The sequence below is a fragment of the Leuconostoc kimchii IMSNU 11154 genome (assembly GCF_000092505.1).
Classification (GTDB): domain Bacteria; phylum Bacillota; class Bacilli; order Lactobacillales; family Lactobacillaceae; genus Leuconostoc; species Leuconostoc kimchii.
This window is the reverse complement of record NC_014136.1, coordinates 445,503-464,233: the sequence shown is the minus strand read 5'-3', so window position 1 is coordinate 464,233 and position 18,731 is coordinate 445,503. Positions and strand designations below refer to the sequence as shown.

Below are 18,731 nucleotides of genomic sequence, written 5' to 3'. Positions count from 1 at the left end.
CATGACTTATTCGGTGGTATTAATGGGCACACCCAAATTTGCGGTACCGATTTTAGAGGCGTTAATTGATGATGAACGGTATGATGTTAAAGCTGTTGTGACTCAGCCAGATAGACCGCAAGGGCGTAAACACACATTGACACCTAGTCCCGTTAAAGTTGCAGCATTAGCTCATAATCTACTCGTTTTACAACCTGAAAAAATTAGTGGATCTGATGAGATGCAACAAGTGATAACAATGAATCCGGATTTCATTGTGACAGCAGCATTTGGTCAATTTTTACCAACAAAATTATTAGCAGCGGCTAAGATTGCTGCTGTCAATACGCATGCATCATTGTTACCAAAGTATCGTGGTGGTGCACCAGTTCATTATGCCATCATGAATGGTGATACTGAAACAGGTGTTTCAATTATGTATATGGTCAAAAAAATGGACGCCGGTGACATTATTGATGTTGTTAAAGTCCCCATTACTAAACAAGACAATGTTGGAACAATGTTTGATAAATTGAGTTTGGCTGGACGTGATTTATTATTGGCGACGCTACCTAAAATTGCATCAGGAGAGAGTCACTCAGTTGTCCAAAATGAAGATGAGGTATCATTTTCGCCTAACATACCACATGAATTACAAAATTTAGATTTCATGCATGAAACAGCCCAACAAATCGATTGGCATGTTCGGGGGCTTTATCCAACACATCCCGCGTATGTTCAGGTCCTAGGTCAGCGAATCAAACTAACAAAAGTGACGCCGTTAGACGAAAAAACCGATTTATCTGCAGGACAAATTGTTGAAAAGAGTAAAAAAGTGTTAAAAGTTGCAGCAGCTAACCAGACAGTGATTAGTATTGATAAATTACAACCGGCAGGTAAATCAGAAATGACTGTTAATGCCTATTTGAACGGCGCTGGTAGTCAGTTACAAACAGGAGATTTATGGGCAGAGGGGCCGATTAATGAGCGATAAACGTGTTTATAGTGATAATCCAAGAGTTTTAGCAGTACAAACTTTAGCAAAAATTAAAAATGGGGCTTACTCTAATTTGCAACTGAATCAAGTGATTAAGCAACATCAATTGGGTGAAGCAGATAAAAGATTGTTAACAACGCTGGTGTACGGTGTAATTCAACATCGACTAACATTTGAATACTGGTTAACACCTTTTATTGGTAATAAGAAAATTGATGCTTGGGTTCGTGAGTTACTTTATACTGCAATGTTTCAAATGGAGTTTTTAGACAAGATACCAGAGCATGCTATTTTTAATGAATCCATTGAGGTTGCTAAAATATTAGGTCATGTCGGTACTGGTAAATTTGTGACTGCTATTTTGCATAATATTGCACGACAAGGTTTGCGAGACATTGATGACATTAAAGATCCAATCCAGCGATTATCAATTGAAAAAAGTTTACCTGTTTGGTTGATTAATGAACTTGTTAAGCAACATGGTGAAGAAAAAACACGCGCATTAGTTGAAACAATCAATGATGCCCCAAGTCAGTCTATTCGTGTTAATACGGTGGTAGCAACTGATGATGATGTGGTCAAGTCACTTGAATCTGAAAATTATACGACGGTTAAATCACTTGTGGCTGATCATGCCTATATCGTTTCTGGCGGGCATGTTGCAAGTTCGAAAGCTTATCATGATGGTTGGTTAACTATTCAAGACGAAAGCGCCATGTTACCAGTTGAAAGTATGCATCTAACAGCAGAGGTTAAAACCATTTTAGATGCAGCGGCGGCACCAGGTGGTAAAACAACACAAATTGCACAATGTATAAGCGCAGATGCTAAGATTACGGCACTGGATATCCATGAACATAAAATAAAGCTAATTAATAATAATGCTCAGAGATTGCACGTTGCGGATCGCATTCAAACACGGATATTAGATGCGCGTAAAGTGCCAAACGAAATTGACACTAAATTCGATCGTATTCTTGTTGATGCGCCGTGTTCTGGGTTTGGATTACTGAGACGCAAACCTGAAATTCGCTACGATAAAACATTGGAAGACGTTCAGAACTTAGCACAGTTACAATTTGATATATTAGATTCTGTTAGCCAAAATGTAGCTGACAATGGTATGATGGTTTACAGTACTTGTACAATTCTGAGTCAAGAAAATGATGATGTTGTTACAAAGTTTTTATTGGCACATACAGAGTTTGAACTGATACCCACGCAAACTGTTAAAAATTTAAAGTCGAATCGTGGTGAAGATGTACTTCATGTGTATCCAAACGATTATCAGACCGATGGTTTCTTCGTTGCGACATTTAAGAAGCGGGCGTCAATTGATACAGCAAATATAAAAAAGTAAAGAAAATAGAACGCATAATTAAATTAATCGACATTTTAAAATGATGTTCGGTAAGTTTGACGATACTATTTTGAAAAGATAAAATACGCCTATGCAAATAGCATTTCATACTGATCCAGGTATAAAACGAGATGAGAATCAAGATTATGTTGGTGCGTTTACCAATAAAAAAGGCACTGTTATGGTGATTGTAGCTGATGGCGTAACCTCCACTGAGGGTGGTGAGGTTGCCAGTGCCATGGCTGTAGAGCATTTTGGGCACGCTTGGGAAAACACAACGATTGAAACAATCAAATTAGCAGCGACGTGGATAGCAGAAACAACAAACCATGAAAATAAAGTTATTCTTGAAGTCGGGAAGCGATTTGATGACTTGAAAACAATGGCAACCACACTTGTTCTAGCTATCTTATTTGATGAACAAGTACTTATTGGTAATTTAGGTGACTCAAAAGCATTTTTATTACATCAAGATAGGTTCAGCCAGTTGTCATTTGACCATAATCTTAAAAATGAATTGATCCGTGCTGGCACGGTCAGTCAAGCTGATGCTGAAAATGTACCCAATGCAAATAGTGTGACACGATTTTTAGGTGTTGATGAGCACGCAAATGTCGAAATTAAACAATATCCATTTTTAGGGGATGACATGCTATTTCTCACATCAGATGGGATCACTAAAGTTTTGGATAGCTCAAGCATTAAACAGGTTATGAGAGCAGAAACATCTTTAAATTCTCGCGCTTGCGAATTAATCCGTGCAGCTAATAGTCATGGCGCACCAGATAATGTCACGGCACTTTTGGTCAGTCGTAGCAATAAAAAGGATACAAAATAATTATGTTACCAGATACAGTGATAGACAATCGTTATAAAATTATCAAATCGCTTGGTGGCGGGGGCATGGCCAACGTTTATTTGGCGCATGATGAATTTTTAGACCGAGATGTCACCTTTAAAATGATGCGACTGGATATGAAAAATGACGCTGATCTAGCGAAACGCTTTCAACGGGAGGCAGTTTCTGCAACAGAATTAGTACATGATAATATTGTTCAAGTATACGATACTGGCGAATACGAGGTGTCACAATATTTGGTGATGGAGTATGTTGCGGGGGATGATTTAAAGTCCTATATTGCGCAACATTTTCCAATTCCTTATCAACAGGTTGTTGATATCATGATACAAATTTTAAGTGCAGTTCAAGCAGCTCATGATGCGGGCATTATTCATCGAGATTTAAAGCCACAAAATATTTTAATCAATGAACAAGCACAAGTTAAAATTACTGACTTTGGTATTGCCATTGCTAAATCAGTACAGGACATGACACAAACAAATACTGTGATTGGTTCGGTTCATTATTTATCTCCTGAACAAACACGTGGCGGAATGGCTTCAGCAAAATCAGACATCTATGCACTTGGTGTCATGTTATACGAAATGCTGACTAAACAGGTGCCTTACGAAGGGGATACGCCAGTTGCAGTGGCGATGAAGCATGCAACGGCAGATATGCCATCTGTTCGTGATTTTGACCCACGAATACCTCAGGCTTTAGAAAATGTGATTTTAAAATCAACGGCTAAGCGACCACAAGATCGCTATCTGGGTGCAGCTGCTATGTCTGAGGACCTTCAAACAGCATTATCGCCCAGACGTTCCGATGAGACGCGTTTTGCACCTATGTCTGAAACGACAGACGAAACACGTATCATTCCCATGGCACAAATTCAAGATCAACTTAAAACAGGTGTTTCTTCAGATAAAATTTTTCCAGATGAGGTACCTGAAGAGCCCTCAGTTCAAGAAACAATTATTACTTATGGAAAAAAAGGCTATGCGATTAAAGATATAGCACGTAAAGTTGATCGTACACCCAACTTTGTTCGTAATGTGCTGCAAGAAAACGGTATTAAGTTTCGTAAATCGCCAAAATGGCCATGGGCAATTTTGGGTATGTTGATTCTGATTGCGGCAACGTTGATTTTCCTTAATTATCAATCCAATAAGGTAACCGTGCCAGATGTCACTAATTTAACACAAGACCAAGCAACGACAAGGATTAAAAAAGCAGGACTGACGGTGGGAACAATTAGTTCAACGACGTCAAAGCGTGTTGCAAAGGGAAAAGTTGTCCGTTCCACACAAAGTAGTGGATCAGAGGCGAAAAAGGGGGATGCTATTAACCTTATTATCTCTTCTGGACGTGCTAAAGTACGTTTTGGTGATTATGTTGGGTCAGACTATACGATGGCTGCAGCGCAGTTGAGAGCACAAGGCTATTCTGTTAACAGGAAAGATAGTGCCTCTGATAATGTTGCTGAGGGCAAAATTATGTTACAATCGATTGATGCAAATGATAAGGTAGATCCAATATCAACTACGGTTGATTTTACAGTCTCTACCGGTGCAGTCAAAATTACTGTTCCTGACTTTACAAGTAAAGGAACGCAAGAACAGGTACAAAATTGGGCTAGCCAAAACGACATTGTTGTTAATTTTAATACCCAATATGATGGTAATACTAAAAAAGACCATGTAATCAGTCAATCAATTCGTGGTGGATCTAGTATCACCAAAGATATGGTTTTGTTGGTCACTATTTCTCAGGGACCACAGCAATCTTCAAGTGATAGTTCTGATGATGAAGATACATCTAGTGATAGTGATTCATCCTCATCTAAGAATAATTCCAGTTCAAATTCATCTTCATCAAAAAATAGTTCAAGTACTGACTCCTCATCAAGTAGTAGTGATAAAGAATAATTTAAACTCAGTCGCTTAAAAGCGGCTTTTTTGTTACAATTAAACTATGAAAACAGGACGCATTATCCGCTCATTGAGTGGCTATTATGACATACAAATTGAAGATGGTCACATCGAGCGAACGCGTGCACGAGGTGAATTTAGAAAGTCGGGACAGAAGCCATTAGTGGGCGATTTTGTTGACTTTGAAAGTGAAAATGATGAGGGCTTAATTTGGCGGATTCATCCAAGAGAAAATGTGTTAGTCAGGCCACCGGTTGCTAACATTGATGTTGCGGTGATTGTAACTGCGTTAAAGGAGCCTAATTTTACGCCTAATTTACTGGATAGACAGCTCGTTGCCTTAGAAGCTGCCAACGTTAGACCGTTAATTTATTTTACTAAATCCGATTTATTAACATCAACGGAATTAATGGCGACAAAAACTGTTGTGGATACCTATCAACAAATTGGTTATACTGCAATATTACCAACGTCTGTTCAAGATACCGTAGCATTTCATATGTTACAAGATGTCCTTAAAGATAAGGTGTCTGTATTTATGGGCCAGACTGGTGCGGGTAAGTCCACGTTATTGAATCATCTCTCACCACAACTTGGTCTTGAAACAGGTGTTGTTTCAAAGGCATTAAGCCGTGGAAAGCATACAACGAGGCAAGTCACACTAATTCAGGTGGATGATGCACTTATCGCAGATACACCTGGATTCTCATCATATGAAGTTTTTGATTTTCCAATTGAAGATCTAGATAATTATTTCCCAGAATTTGTAAAAGCACGTTACTCTTGTCGTTTTCGTGGCTGCTTCCATCTTAATGAGCCGGGTTGCGCGGTGAAAGAAGCTGTATCTGTTGGCGACATTGCACAATCACGGTATAATAGTTACAAGGCCTTCTACGAATTGATTAAATCGCAAAAGCCAAAATACAGTACAGATAATCGAAATTACTAGGAAGAAGGATTGTAGCATGTCAGGAATTATTGCACCATCTATTTTGAGTGCGGATTATACAAATTTAGAACGTGATGTTAAGCTTGTTGAAGAAGCCGGTGCGGAGTATCTGCACATTGACGTAATGGATGGTAGTTTTGTGCCCTCAATCTCTTATGGGCCTAATTGGGTTAAACAATTACGTCCAGAAACGGATATGATTTTGGATGTCCATTTGATGGTAGTTAATCCTGAAAAAATCGTTGATGAATTTTCTGATGCAGGTGCCGACATTATTGGTGTACATGTTGAAGCAACGTCTCATATTCATCGGGTGTTACAGATGATTAAAAACAAAGGGGTAAAAGCAGAAGTTGTTATCAATCCGGGCACGCCTGTATTAGCGATTGAATCTGTATTAGATATGGTTGATCAGGTATTGGTTATGACTGTTAATCCTGGTTTTGGTGGTCAGAAATTTTTGCCTTCAACAATTGAAAAAGTTGCGCAATTAAAAGCTATTCGAGATGAGTTGGGTTATACTTTTGACATCGAAATTGATGGTGGTGTGAATAACGAAACTATTGGTGCTGCCTATGAAGCAGGCGCTAACGTTTTTGTGGCTGGTTCATATGTATATGATAAGGTTGATCCGGCAGCTAAAATTAATCTTTTGAAAGAACTAACGAAATAATGCAAATAAATATATTGGCGGGTGGCGACCCATCGTTATGGCCAGAAAAATTATTTGATCAACCAGGGCTTTGGATTGGTGCAGATCGAGGCGCTTGGCGACTGTATCAACATGGTATTCCCATGTTGTTGGCAGTTGGCGACTTTGATTCCCTGAGTCAAGATGAGTTACAGCTACTTGAGTCACACCTCGAAAAAAATGAAATTATCCATGTCAAGGCTGAGAAAGATGAAACAGACACAGAATTAGCCTTATTGTATGCGCAGACCAAAAAGCCAGATATCATTAATATATTTGGTGCTACGGGTGGTCGTCTAGACCATTTGCTAAGTAACTTATGGCTACTGGCAGATTCTAAATTTGAATCCATTGTAGAAAAAACGCATATTATTGATAATGTCAACGACGTGAGTTATTTAGCTTCGGGTTCAAAAACGATTCACAAAATTTCGGGAACAAAATACCTTGGCTTTATGCCATTGACGGAAGTCACGCATTTTAAAATCATTGATGCCAAATACACCCTTGCTCTAACACAAAATGTTTATAAAATGTGGTCATCGAATGAATTTGTTACTGATACCGTAGATGTTAGCTTTGATAAGGGCATTCTTATGGTGACGCAAACAAAAGATCGTACGTAACGTTCTTGCTTTGTCAGAAAGACAACTATGGAGGAAAAAATAATGACAGTAAAAGTAATAGAAGACGCAACATTTGAAAAAGAAACGGCTAATGGCGTTAGTATCACTGATTTTTGGGCAACTTGGTGTGGGCCTTGTCGTATGCAATCACCTGTTTTGGAAGCCTTATCTGAAGAAGTTGATAATGTCGATTTTGTCAAGATGGATGTTGATGCCAACCCAGATACACCCGCAAAATTTAGTATTCGTGCAATTCCAACATTATTGGTTCAAAGGGATGGCGAAGTAGTAGAACGACTCACAGGATTCCATACTAAGGAACAACTCGCAAACATTTTGTCGAAATATACAAAATAACTTGCCAAAGTGTTTATAATCTGGTAAAATTTATTAATGTTGTAGAAAGAGCTTTTTAAAATATTAGCTCGAAAAGGAGGGTCGAACATGGCAAAAGATGCTATTACAGGCGCACATACACGCTTTGGTAACCAACGTTCACACGCGTTGAATTCAAGTCGTCGTAGCTGGAAGCCGAACTTGCAAAAAGTGACTGTTAAGATTAATGGTGCTCCCGCAAAGAAAGTTTATTTATCAGCACGTACGTTGAAGGCTGGATTGAAGACTGGTACTATAGAACGCGTATAATGCGATTTAAGTGATGTGCAAATCATTATTTGTATACCACTATCATAAATTGACCACCTTTGCGGTGGCTTTTTTTATGTCAAATAACGAACTGCCAAAATACGTTTAACGTTGTGATATGTTAAAATGGTTACAGTAAACCTTTTAAGGAGGAAATGCATAAGTGTGTTAATCAATGATTAAAGGTTAGATTAGATAGTACCATGCACATGGCTAATTTAATTTTTAATCGTTGGTGACATTAAAATGCTTTGAATTATTATGGCAATTAAAATTAAAGCTAAAATAGGTGATATCACTATTGAAAATGATGTTATTGCAACCATTGTAGGTGGGTCGGCTATTGAAAATCCTGGTGTTGTAGGAATGGCTTCTAAAGCAACGTTTCGTGATGGTATGAATCAAATTTTAAATCGTGAAAATTATGGTAAAGGTGTTGTTGTTTACCAAGAAGATAATGGCGTGAGCGTCGATGTTTATCTGGTCGCACAGTATGGCACAAAATTGTCAGAAATTTCGAAATCAGTTCAAGGTAAAGTAAGATATAATCTTGATGCGTTGCTAGGCATTCATGTAACAGAAGTTAATGTGATTGTTCAAGGCATTCGTGTCACGGACTAGGAGTGTCATGACTAAAATTACAAAGATTACCAATGTAGAATTTGGTAAGATGATTAACGCAGCGGCAACAGCACTTGCTGCAAATGCAGATAAGATCAATAAATTAAATGTCTTTCCTGTGCCAGACGGGGACACAGGTACAAATATGAGCTTGTCAATGGCTAGTGGTGCGCAGTATGAACGTGACGCGTTAGATACAAATATTGGTGCCTTGGCAAAAGCAACCTCTAAGGGGTTATTAATGGGTGCACGTGGTAATTCCGGTGTTATCTTATCACAAATTTTTCGTGGCTTTTCTAATTCAGTTGATGGAAAAGAGACACTATCAGCACGTGATTTAGCAGATGCCTTAATGACTGGCGCCCAAGTTGCTTATAAGTCAGTTATGAAGCCGACAGAAGGTACTATTCTCACGGTTATTCGTGAAGCCGCATCAAAGGCTAACAAAATAGTTGATGAGACAGATGATGTTGTTGAATTGATGTCTGCTGTTAACGAGGCGGCGCAGAGTGCTTTAGCGTCAACACCTGATTTATTACCTGTTTTAAAACAGGTAGGTGTTGTTGATTCTGGTGGGCAAGGTCTTGTTTTTGTTTTGAAAGCTTTTTATCAGGCACTTAGTGGTGACATTAGTGAAGAAGATCTGAAAACGCCTGACAATGCTGAATTAGAGCAAATGGTCAAAGAACTGCACGCTGGTGCTCAAGCTAATAGTAGCTTAGATCCAGATAGTATCGTGTTTGGTTATTGTACGGAAGTTATGGTTCAAATTGGTAAGGGCACTACTTATGACCATGAATTTGATTATGACACATTTTATAATCATTTAGCAAAATTAGGCGATTCATTACTTGTTATTAATGATGATGAGATTGTTAAGGTCCATGTTCATACGGAAAACCCTGGTGAAGTGATTAGTTGGGGGACACATTTTGGTTCGCTAGTTAAAGTTAAAGTTGATAACATGCGTGACCAGCAACAAGCAGTTATTGATGAACAACGAGCTGAAGAGGCACAGGTGTCTAAAATAACCGCAACAGTAACCGCTTCAGAGACGGCTGTAATTGCTATTGCCGCGGGTGATGGCGTTGCAGAGTTGTTTAAGAGTTTAGGTGTACACACGGTTATTTCTGGTGGGCAAACGATGAATCCATCAACATCAGATATTGTTGATGCCATTAATGCTACTAATGCCAAGCAGGTTTTGATTTTACCAAACAATTCAAATATTTTTATGGCTGCAGATCAAGCTGCAGATCTTGTTGATGTACCAGTCCGCGTCGTGAAAACGCGTACAGTTCAACAAGGACTAACAGCAATGATGGGGTATAATCCAGAGGCAGAATTATCAAACAACGCTGAAGAAATGGCCTCAATGATGTTGGAAGTAAAATCTGCTCAGGTAACACAAGCTGTTCGTGATACGTCACTTGATGGCGTTAATATTCGGCATGGTGATTGGCTGGGTATTATTGATGGTAAGATTGAAGTTGTCACGAAAAAAATGCAAAACACTGCCATTGAAGCTGTTTCACAAATGATAGATAGTGATTCTGAAATTGTAACAGTGATTTTTGGAGAAGATGTGAAAGAAAAAGACGCTAAAAAACTTCAAGAAGCAATATTGTCAATTGATGATGCGCTTGAAGTTGAAATTCATGAAGGCAAACAGCCCTTGTATCCGTTCTTAATTTCAGTCGAATAAGTTACACAAAAGAACCCTGAGAAATGCTATTTTTCTCAGGGTTCTTTTTGTGTACAGGCTATGTTAAAACCATCCCAGTGAGCTAATAGCGGCGTAGAAAACACCACCAACGAGTAAAATAATCATGACCCAAGACATAGTAAGTATCATCTTTTCAATGCGAGTGCGTGATTTCGGTTTGCTTTTTGGTACACGATGTTGATTTAATTTTGCGTCAATTTCTGCTTGTAATTTAGCATTAACAGGTCGCGAATGTTGTTCGTCTGTCATGTTTCACCTCGTTATAATTCAAATTTAGTTTACCATATTGAGGGATTAATATGCAATTGTAATGGTATACTATATATTTGGTATTTTTAAACCTGTCACATGATCAAATAGGCTATTTGCCTTTTTGTCGATATTTCGATATTGTTAATAAAGTATAGTGAGGTAAAATTATGCAATGGTGGTTTGGGCCAATAGGAGCGGTTGTTATTATTTTAATCATTTTTGTATTAAAAAAGTGGACACGACTGCGTAAACTTAAACTTAAAACGTTAGATATAAGTGTGATTCCCTTGTGGATTCTATTACATTACACGATGGGTTATCGTTTTGGTGTGAGTTGGATTTTATGGTTTGTTATCGTTTGGTGTCTGATTGGGTCAATTTTGTCGTGGGTTTTACTACAAAATAAATGGCATTGGCGTTCGTTTTGGTATAAATTTTGGGAATGGAGTGGGTTATTAGGTGGTGTCTTGCTGTTAATTGTTACAATTGTGGGTTTCACAACCCACTGATCCCCACCACATAAAAAAGCTGTTATCTCTGAAGATAACAGCTTTTTTATGTGTACTAAAATTTACTAAATGATGACAAAATAATAATTAGGTGGAGGGAAGTGGTGAAATGTGGTAAATTAGTAGTATAGAATTTTTAATGGAGGTAGTCCTAATGTTTATGGGCGAATATTCACATACGCTCGATACAAAAGGGCGACTTATTATCCCAGCAAAATTCCGTAACCAGTTAGGCGATAAATTTATCGTAACACGTTGGATGGAACATGCTTTACGCGCCATGCCAATGCCGATCTGGGAAAAATTAGAAGAACAACTGAACCAGCTACCATTAGGTAAAAAAGAAGCACGTCAATTTAAACGTTTTGTTTTAGCAGGTGCTATGGAAGCAGAAATTGATAAACAAGGACGTATTATAATTCCGTCTAATTTGAAAGCATACGCTTCACTTGAAAAAAGTGTGACTGTCACAGGATCTGGTGATTCCTTTGAAATTTGGAGTTCAGAAAACTGGCACGATTATACACTTGCAACTGCCGAAGATTTTGATGAAATTGCAGAGGGACTAGTTGACTTCGACTTCTAGTTAAAGGAAATAATTTTAATGACTGAATTTGAACATGTCACAGTACTCTTACACGAAGCAGTCGCTTTGCTTAATATTAAACCAGACGGTCTCTATGTCGATGCTACGTTAGGTGGCGGTGGGCATACGGGAGAAATTTTAAAACAATTGACATCTGGCACGTTATATAGTTTTGATCAAGATGATTTAGCTATTCGATATAATCGAGAGCAGTTTGCTGATGATATTCAAGCAGGGAAACTAGTTCTTATTCATCAAAATTTCCGCACGCTAACATCAGCTCTTGCTGAGCGTGGTGTAACGCAGGTTGATGGGATTATTTATGATTTAGGTGTCAGTTCGGTACAATTTGACGATGGGCAACGTGGATTTAGTTATAACTACGATGCAGATTTGGACATGCGTATGGATCAACGTCAGAATTTAACGGCTAAAATAATCGTTAACGACTGGTCTTTTCATGAATTATTACGCATATTGAGCCGTTACGGCGAAGATAGATTTCCTAAGCAGATTGCACGCAAAATTGAAAGCCATCGAGAGGCACAACCAATTAATACAACGTTTGAATTAGTTGATATTATTAAAGAAGCTATTCCGGCACCTGCACGGCGCAAAGGTGGTCACCCAGCTAAGCGTACCTTCCAAGCCTTGCGAATTGCTGTTAACGATGAGTTAGGGGCATTGGAAGATTCATTAACACAAGCAATCGCTTTGCTTGCACCCAGTGGCCGAATTAGTGCGATTACATTTCAATCTCTTGAAGATCGTTTGGTTAAACAAATGTTTCGTGAGAAAACATCGACACCAGAATTACCAGTGGGATTACCCGTCCTTCCAGGACAGTTTGAAGCAGATTATACGTTGTTAACACGCAAGCCTATTTTGCCAAGTGAGCACGAAATGACGATTAACCATCGATCTGAATCCGCTAAATTGCGTGGTATAGAGCGCAAATAAATTTAGGAGCACATGAGTTATGGCACAAAATGCATATCAATATTCAACCACTGCCGAAGCCACACCCTTGGCACAACCTAAAACTAAAACGCGTATCAAGTACAAAGCAGCTCGCTGGACACGAAAAGAGCGCATGATGGTCGCTTTTGTGTCGGCTGTTGTGATGGTATTGATGGTCGGCGTTGTCTTCTCAAGTATGCAAACAAATGCTGCTCGCACAAGTGCAGCAAATATGCAATCAAAAACTGACGAGACGAAGGAAGCAAATAATGTTTTGCGTAGTGATATCCAGCGTAAAACAAGCAAAAAAAACTTGGATGAGGTTGCAAAAAAATACAATATGACGCTGTCAGACAGCAGTGTTCGAAATGTTAACCAATAATTATGAAAAATAAAGTGAGACGCATGCCAAATAAAAAAGTCACAAAAAACGCCAAAATTTTTGGTGGTGTATTGTTGGGCGCAATTGTGCTTGTGACTTTAGGACTTGGTGTGCGTCTTTTTGTTATTGCCAGTGGTTCCATTGATGGTCACAATTTAAATGCTGCAACACGTCAAGCATTTATGGCAAACCAAGTAGTACCAGCTAATCGTGGCAAAATATATGACATGAATGGGCAAATTTTAGCAGAAAACACAACAGTTTATGATATGTATGCCGTACTAGATAAAAAAGTTCTTCGCGCTAAAGACTCAAAAACGGGTAAATATATTAACGGATCTGGACATGTCGTTGACAAAGAAGTCACAGCTGAAAAATTGAGTAAAATCATCAATATGGATAAGAAAGAAATATTAGAGCGATTAGAAAAAAAAGCTTATCAGGTTGAATTTATTTCTAAAAAAGTACAGGCAAGTAAAAATTTAAGTATTGATCAGTACAAAAAAATCCAAGCTTTGAATTTACCTGGTATTAATTTCACTTCACGACCTGCACGTATATATCCTAGCGGCAGTACAGCCTCGCATTTGGTTGGCGCTATGAAAACGCATGAAGATCAACAAACGGGTCAATCGATACAAACTGGGTTGATGGGTATCGAAAAATCTGAAAACAATGTTTTGGCCGGTAAAAATGGTGTCAAAAAATATGATGGCCAAGTAGAAAATGTACAGGGTAGTAAGACGGTAGAAAATGGTAATGATGTCTACTTGACTCTAGATACGTCGCTTCAGAATACATTAGAAACTCGGATGGATGATTTATTCAAAACAACCAAAGCTAAATCTGCAGTAGGGGTTTTAATGGAAGCAAAAACAGGTCGTATTGTGGCAGCCTCACAGCGACCTAACTATGATCCAAATGATAAGCCGATTAATCCGGAACTATGGACTAATCTATTAGATCAAGGGGCGTTTGAACCGGGATCAACCATGAAAGCTATTACCTTATCAGCAGCCATTGATACTGGAGAATGGCGACCAAATGATACATACCAATCTGGAACATTGTTGATTGACGGTAAGAAGGTGGTTGATGCTTTTGGGCAAGATCAAGGTATGTTAAGCTATCGTGAAGGTTTTTGGCGTTCTTCAAACGTTGCCTTTGCACGTACGCAACAAAAGCTTGGTGCAGCTGTTTGGCTTAAATATTTAGAAAAATTTCACTTTTTGCAATCGACTAACGCGGGCTTGGCTGATGAAGAGCGAGGGGATATATCTTATGACTACCCTATCGACCAAGCGAACACAGCGTATGGGCAGGGTATAAGTACAACACCCTTGCAAATGGTACAAGCTTTCTCGGCAATTGCAAACAATGGGCAGGAAATTAAACCGTACTTCATTGATAAGATTGTTAATCCAGCCACAGGTGCTATTGTCAAGCAAGGCAAGACAGAAAATGTTGCACGTCCTATTAAAGCAAGTACAGCAAAACAGGTTCGCAAATACATGATTGATGTTGTGAACCAAGAGACGGGGACTGCAAAAGAATTTGATTTAAGAAAATTTGGTTATCAGATTGCAGCAAAAACAGGAACGGCGCAAGTATCTGAAAAAGGCCAATATCTTCAAGGATTAAATAATGCGATTCACTCTGTTATGGTTTTGGCACCAGAAAAGGATCCAAAGTATATTTTTTACATGGCGGTTAAACAACCACAAGTATTTCCAGATGTTAGCATACAAGAAACAATGAATAAAGTTTTTCAACCTCTAATGCTTCAAGCTTTAAATAATAGTGACAGTGCGGTAAAATCAAAAACAACAAAACAAACGGTTCCCAATGTTGTTGGTCAGTCGGTCCAAGAAGCCACGCAAACACTAAATAAAGCTGGCTTTAGATCAGCGTTAGTAGGTTCGACTGGTAAAGTCACATCACAGTCGCTATTGCCTGAACAGAAATCACTCACAAACCAATTAGTTATTATAAAAACAAAAGGAAATACACATTTACCTGATATGACAGGATGGAGTTTAACAGATGCACAAACATATGCACATGAAGCTGGTTTCAAACTAGTTTGGTCAGGTTCTGGGTTTGTTACTGGACAAGATGTTGGTAAGAATCAGCTCGTTGTTAAAACGAGTCAAGTTGGTGTTAGGCTAAAAGAGAAGAAGTAGGGGGAAATTATGTCAGACAATTTATGGGCGTTAGCCCGAGCGTTCGTGGTCACTGTTTTATTTATGCCAATGCTCATTAAATTTTTAAAGCAATCTAAAGAACAAGCCGTTATTCGTAAACTTGGACCTGATCATCAAGCAAAATCTGGCACGCCAAGCATGGGCGGTGCACTTTTTGTTATAGCGGCGTCTCTTAGCGCTTTAATTGGTGGTGGCGTAGCTAATGGGTGGACGGGATTTACGGCAATGGTTTTGCCGACAGTTGCCTTTTTAGCGTATGCTGTTATTGGCGGCATTGATGACGCGCTCAAGTTAATTAATCACGCTGATGATGGTTTTGCGTTTAAACCAAAAATTCTGGCACAAACAGTTAGTGCCCTCGTGATTATGATTTTGATGTGGGTGATGAACATACCGTTTACACTTTATATACCACTTTTCGGAACTTTCTATCTTGGCATATTTTATTTTATTTTTCTTTGGTTTTGGTTAGTTGGGTGGTCTAATGCCACAAACCTCACAGATGGATTAGACGGATTATTGACTGGTATTAGTGTCATTGTTTATGGTGCTTATACAGTTATTGCAATGAATGATCATAACCAGACGATTGTTATTTTTAATTTCGCTATATTAGGTGCTTTAATTGGCTTTTTGATTTTCAATAAACCAAAGGCTAAAATTTTTATGGGAGACACGGGGTCATTAGCACTAGGAGCAGGATTAGCCATTGAATCCATTTTACTTGGAATACCTTTCTCTTTGGTTTGGTTTGGACTTGTTTTTGTTATTGAAACGGTATCAGTTATCGTACAAACAATTGGCTTTCATTTTTGGCACAAGCGAATTTTCCCCATGGCACCAATTCACCATTCCTTTGAAAAGTTTGGGTGGAGTGAATGGCAAATTGACACGTTATTCTGGATTATATCAGCTATTCTAGCAGTTGCTGGTATATTCTACATGAATTAGTCATTAGGCGAGTTTACTCGCGTACATAAAATTTTAGAAATCAGGTTATGGAGCATGGGAATACAAAATTTTAACAATAAAAAAGTCATGGTATTTGGCTGGGCACGTTCTGGTAAAGCAGCAGCTAAATGTTTAACTAAAATTGGGGCACAAGTGACAGTTGTTAATGGTGGTGATTTTGATAATGATGATGTTTATCAAACACTGCGTTCAGCTGGCGTTAAATTTATTAACCATGATGATGATCGCTCATTAGACCAATCGTTTGATTTCTTGGTTAAAAATCCAGGAATCGATTATCAAACAGATATCGTTAAAAAAGCCCAAAAATTAAATATTCCTATCTTAACTGAAGTTGCAGTAGCATTAAGTTTATTTAATGGCCGTTTGATTGCTGTAACAGGTTCAAACGGAAAAACAACAACAACTTCGTTGATTCGAGACATGCTTGAGTCTGATGGACAACAGGTGACGACTGCTGGAAATATTGGCACACCTGTTAGTGAAGTCGTTGAAAATCTAACTGACGAAGAGACGCTATTGCTTGAATTATCTAGTTTTCAATTATTGGGAACACCAGATATTCGCCCTGATATTGCCCTGATTACTAATATTTTTGCTAACCACCTTGATTACCATGGATCACGTGATAATTACGTCGAGGCTAAATTTCAGATTACTAAAAATCAAACAGTTGATCAAACATTGGTGCTTAATGCAGAAGGTAAGGACACTCAAAATTTCATAACAAGAACAAATGCAAAGGTTGTCGAATTTTCGCGTAAAAGCTCAGAATTTATGGTGACTGTAAATGCCGACTCTTTAATGATTGCTAATCATCCTGTGATGCCATTAACAGCTATTAAACTTGTAGGACCACATAATTTGGAAAATATTGTAGCAGCGACAACTGTTGCTAAGTTGGCTGGTGTTCATGATTCTGCTATTCGTCAAGTGCTCGAAACATTCGGTGGGGTAGCGCATCGATTACAATTTGTTTTGTCGGCTAATCAGATTAAATTTTACAATGATTCAAAAGCAACTGATATTGAGGCCACACAAACAGCCTTAAATAGCTTTGATCAACCGACAATTTGGTTGGCTGGTGGGCTTGATCGGGGGGATGATTTAACACGATTAGTGCCTAATTTGACGCATGTCAAGGTAGTCATTGCGTTTGGGGAAACACAACAAAAAATTGTTGAAGTCGCGCGTGCTGCTAACAAACCGGTGATTACCGTCACAGACGTGACGCAAGCTGTACCTGTTGCAGTGAAATTAGCTGAAGCTGGAGATATTGTGCTACTCTCACCCGCTGCAGCTAGCTGGGATCAATACGATAATTTTGAAGAACGTGGCGAAGCATATGTTACTGAAGTAAAGAAAGTAATGGGGGTATAGTTATGCGTGTGATTTTATCAGGTGGTGGCACTGGTGGCCATATTTATCCAGCGCTCGCACTCGCAGAAGTCATTAAACAACATGAACCAGAAGCGGAATTTTTATACGTTGGTTCAGAGCGTGGTGTTGAGTCACATATTGTGCCAGCCACAGGTATGGATTTTGAACAATTAACTGTACAAGGTTTTAAACGATCATTGTCATTGGACAATATTAAAACAGTTAATTTATTTTTAAAAGCAGTTAGGCAATCTAAGAAAATCATCAAAGACTTTAAACCAGATGTTGTGGTAGGCACAGGTGGCTATGTTGCTGGAGCTGTTGTGTATGCTGCACAACGTATGCATATTCCGACAGTTATCCACGAACAAAATTCTGTCGCTGGTGTTACTAATAAGTTTTTAGCACGTGGTGCAACAAAAATTGGTGTGGCTTTTGATGTTGCTAAACAGCAATTTCCTGCAGGAAAAGCGACATTAGTAGGTAATCCACGTGCACAACAAGTAGCCCATATTAAGTCAACTTTTTCTTGGCAAAGTTTAGGTTTACGAGATGATAAAGCAACGTTACTTATTTTTGGTGGTTCACAGGGTGCACCTGCTATTAATTTGGCAGTGATTGATGCAATAAATGATTTTAATTTGCGTCAATATCAGGTCGTTATTGTTACTGGACCTAAGCGCTACGATAACGTACTAAATAAACTCAGTGAACAGAAAATTGCGGCAGCTGATAATGTTAGAATTATACCTTATATTGATAACATGCCAGAAGTTTTAGCAAAAACTGATGCAATTGTGTCACGAGCAGGAGCGACATCAATTGCAGAAATTACTGCTTTAGGTATTCCGTCCATTTTAGTGCCTAGTCTGCATGTGACTGGAAACCATCAAACAAAAAATGCACAAAGCTTGGTCGATGATGGTGCGGCACTTCTGCTGACAGAGACAGAACTAACTGGTAAGTCGCTTGTCAATGCTGCAGATAAATTATTGCTTAATGAAATTATAAGTGATAATATGGCTGCACAGGTTGTAAAAGTTGGCATGACAGATGCGGGCGACCGGCTGTATCATCTGATTCAAGATGCTATTTTAGAGAAGAAAGATTAATTCAT

20 protein-coding genes are annotated in these 18,731 nt (G+C 38.6%); 19 read left to right on the top strand and 1 reads right to left on the bottom strand.

Features of this window, described 5'->3' with window-relative positions; all coding sequences use genetic code 11:
• Position 1: 1 nt before the first annotated feature.
• The 11 genes from fmt to LKI_RS02745 all read left to right on the top strand — a co-directional run bounded on the left by fmt (position 2) and on the right by LKI_RS02745 (position 10,348).
• On the top strand, positions 2-973 hold the full coding sequence (gene fmt / locus LKI_RS02795) for a methionyl-tRNA formyltransferase (protein ID WP_013102633.1): 972 nt from the start codon (positions 2-4) through the stop codon (positions 971-973).
• Positions 963-2,336 carry a 16S rRNA (cytosine(967)-C(5))-methyltransferase RsmB gene (rsmB, locus tag LKI_RS02790; RefSeq protein ID WP_013102632.1) on the top strand — a complete coding sequence of 458 codons (1,374 nt, stop codon included), beginning with the start codon at positions 963-965 and terminating at the stop codon, positions 2,334-2,336. The genes fmt and rsmB overlap by 11 nt, the downstream gene beginning before the upstream one ends.
• Before the next feature lie 91 nt (positions 2,337-2,427).
• Positions 2,428-3,174, top strand: coding sequence for a protein phosphatase 2C domain-containing protein (locus LKI_RS02785; RefSeq protein ID WP_013102631.1), 747 nt, complete (start codon positions 2,428-2,430; stop codon positions 3,172-3,174).
• 2 nt (positions 3,175-3,176) lie between these two features.
• Entirely contained in the window at positions 3,177-5,108 is a 1,932-nt protein-coding gene (pknB, locus tag LKI_RS02780) for a Stk1 family PASTA domain-containing Ser/Thr kinase (RefSeq protein ID WP_013102630.1), read from the top strand.
• 46 nt (positions 5,109-5,154) lie between these two features.
• On the top strand, positions 5,155-6,060 hold the full coding sequence (gene rsgA / locus LKI_RS02775; protein ID WP_013102629.1) for a ribosome small subunit-dependent GTPase A: 906 nt from the start codon (positions 5,155-5,157) through the stop codon (positions 6,058-6,060).
• 16 nt (positions 6,061-6,076) lie between these two features.
• Positions 6,077-6,733: a ribulose-phosphate 3-epimerase gene (gene rpe / locus LKI_RS02770; protein WP_013102628.1), complete on the top strand. Its 657-nt coding sequence runs from the start codon at positions 6,077-6,079 to the stop codon at positions 6,731-6,733.
• A complete protein-coding gene (locus tag LKI_RS02765; RefSeq protein WP_013102627.1) occupies positions 6,733-7,377 on the top strand; it encodes a thiamine diphosphokinase in 645 nt (214 codons plus the stop codon). Before rpe ends, LKI_RS02765 begins: the two co-directional genes overlap by 1 nt.
• A 42-nt stretch (positions 7,378-7,419) precedes the next feature.
• Positions 7,420-7,734, top strand: coding sequence for a thioredoxin (gene trxA, locus LKI_RS02760; protein WP_013102626.1), 315 nt, complete (start codon positions 7,420-7,422; stop codon positions 7,732-7,734).
• Positions 7,735-7,821: 87 nt separating this feature from the next.
• Positions 7,822-8,022 (top strand): 50S ribosomal protein L28, encoded by a 201-nt coding sequence (rpmB, locus tag LKI_RS02755; RefSeq protein ID WP_013102625.1) that lies wholly within the window; start codon positions 7,822-7,824, stop codon positions 8,020-8,022.
• 261 nt (positions 8,023-8,283) lie between these two features.
• Entirely contained in the window at positions 8,284-8,643 is a 360-nt protein-coding gene (locus LKI_RS02750; protein WP_013102624.1) for an Asp23/Gls24 family envelope stress response protein, read from the top strand.
• A 7-nt stretch (positions 8,644-8,650) separates the two neighbouring features.
• A complete protein-coding gene (locus tag LKI_RS02745) occupies positions 8,651-10,348 on the top strand; it encodes a DAK2 domain-containing protein (protein WP_013102623.1) in 1,698 nt (565 codons plus the stop codon).
• A 63-nt stretch (positions 10,349-10,411) separates the two neighbouring features.
• Here LKI_RS02745 and LKI_RS02740 read toward each other — a convergent pair whose 3' ends face one another.
• The gene (locus LKI_RS02740) at positions 10,412-10,618 is read right to left on the bottom strand and encodes a DUF4044 domain-containing protein (protein ID WP_013102622.1); all 207 of its coding nucleotides are present in this window, start codon (positions 10,616-10,618) and stop codon (positions 10,412-10,414) included.
• Positions 10,619-10,788: 170 nt separating this feature from the next.
• Between LKI_RS02740 and LKI_RS02735 the strand changes: the two genes are divergently transcribed.
• From LKI_RS02735 to murG, 8 genes are all read left to right on the top strand, one after another.
• Positions 10,789-11,130, top strand: a complete 342-nt coding sequence (locus LKI_RS02735) for a DUF3397 family protein (RefSeq protein WP_013102621.1) — start codon at positions 10,789-10,791, stop codon at positions 11,128-11,130.
• Between the two features lie 154 nt (positions 11,131-11,284).
• The gene (mraZ, locus tag LKI_RS02730; protein ID WP_013102620.1) at positions 11,285-11,716 is read left to right on the top strand and encodes a division/cell wall cluster transcriptional repressor MraZ; all 432 of its coding nucleotides are present in this window, start codon (positions 11,285-11,287) and stop codon (positions 11,714-11,716) included.
• An 18-nt stretch (positions 11,717-11,734) separates the two neighbouring features.
• Positions 11,735-12,676 carry a 16S rRNA (cytosine(1402)-N(4))-methyltransferase RsmH gene (gene rsmH / locus LKI_RS02725; RefSeq protein WP_013102619.1) on the top strand — a complete coding sequence of 314 codons (942 nt, stop codon included), beginning with the start codon at positions 11,735-11,737 and terminating at the stop codon, positions 12,674-12,676.
• Between the two features lie 19 nt (positions 12,677-12,695).
• Positions 12,696-13,058: a hypothetical protein gene (locus LKI_RS02720; protein ID WP_013102618.1), complete on the top strand. Its 363-nt coding sequence runs from the start codon at positions 12,696-12,698 to the stop codon at positions 13,056-13,058.
• Positions 13,059-13,060: 2 nt separating this feature from the next.
• The gene (locus LKI_RS02715) at positions 13,061-15,241 is read left to right on the top strand and encodes a penicillin-binding protein (protein WP_187286363.1); all 2,181 of its coding nucleotides are present in this window, start codon (positions 13,061-13,063) and stop codon (positions 15,239-15,241) included.
• 9 nt (positions 15,242-15,250) lie between these two features.
• The gene (gene mraY / locus LKI_RS02710; RefSeq protein ID WP_013102616.1) at positions 15,251-16,213 is read left to right on the top strand and encodes a phospho-N-acetylmuramoyl-pentapeptide-transferase; all 963 of its coding nucleotides are present in this window, start codon (positions 15,251-15,253) and stop codon (positions 16,211-16,213) included.
• A gap of 54 nt (positions 16,214-16,267) precedes the next feature.
• Positions 16,268-17,614, top strand: a complete 1,347-nt coding sequence (gene murD, locus LKI_RS02705; RefSeq protein ID WP_013102615.1) for a UDP-N-acetylmuramoyl-L-alanine--D-glutamate ligase — start codon at positions 16,268-16,270, stop codon at positions 17,612-17,614.
• A 2-nt stretch (positions 17,615-17,616) separates the two neighbouring features.
• On the top strand, positions 17,617-18,726 hold the full coding sequence (gene murG / locus LKI_RS02700; RefSeq protein WP_013102614.1) for an undecaprenyldiphospho-muramoylpentapeptide beta-N-acetylglucosaminyltransferase: 1,110 nt from the start codon (positions 17,617-17,619) through the stop codon (positions 18,724-18,726).
• Positions 18,727-18,731: the final 5 nt, after the last annotated feature.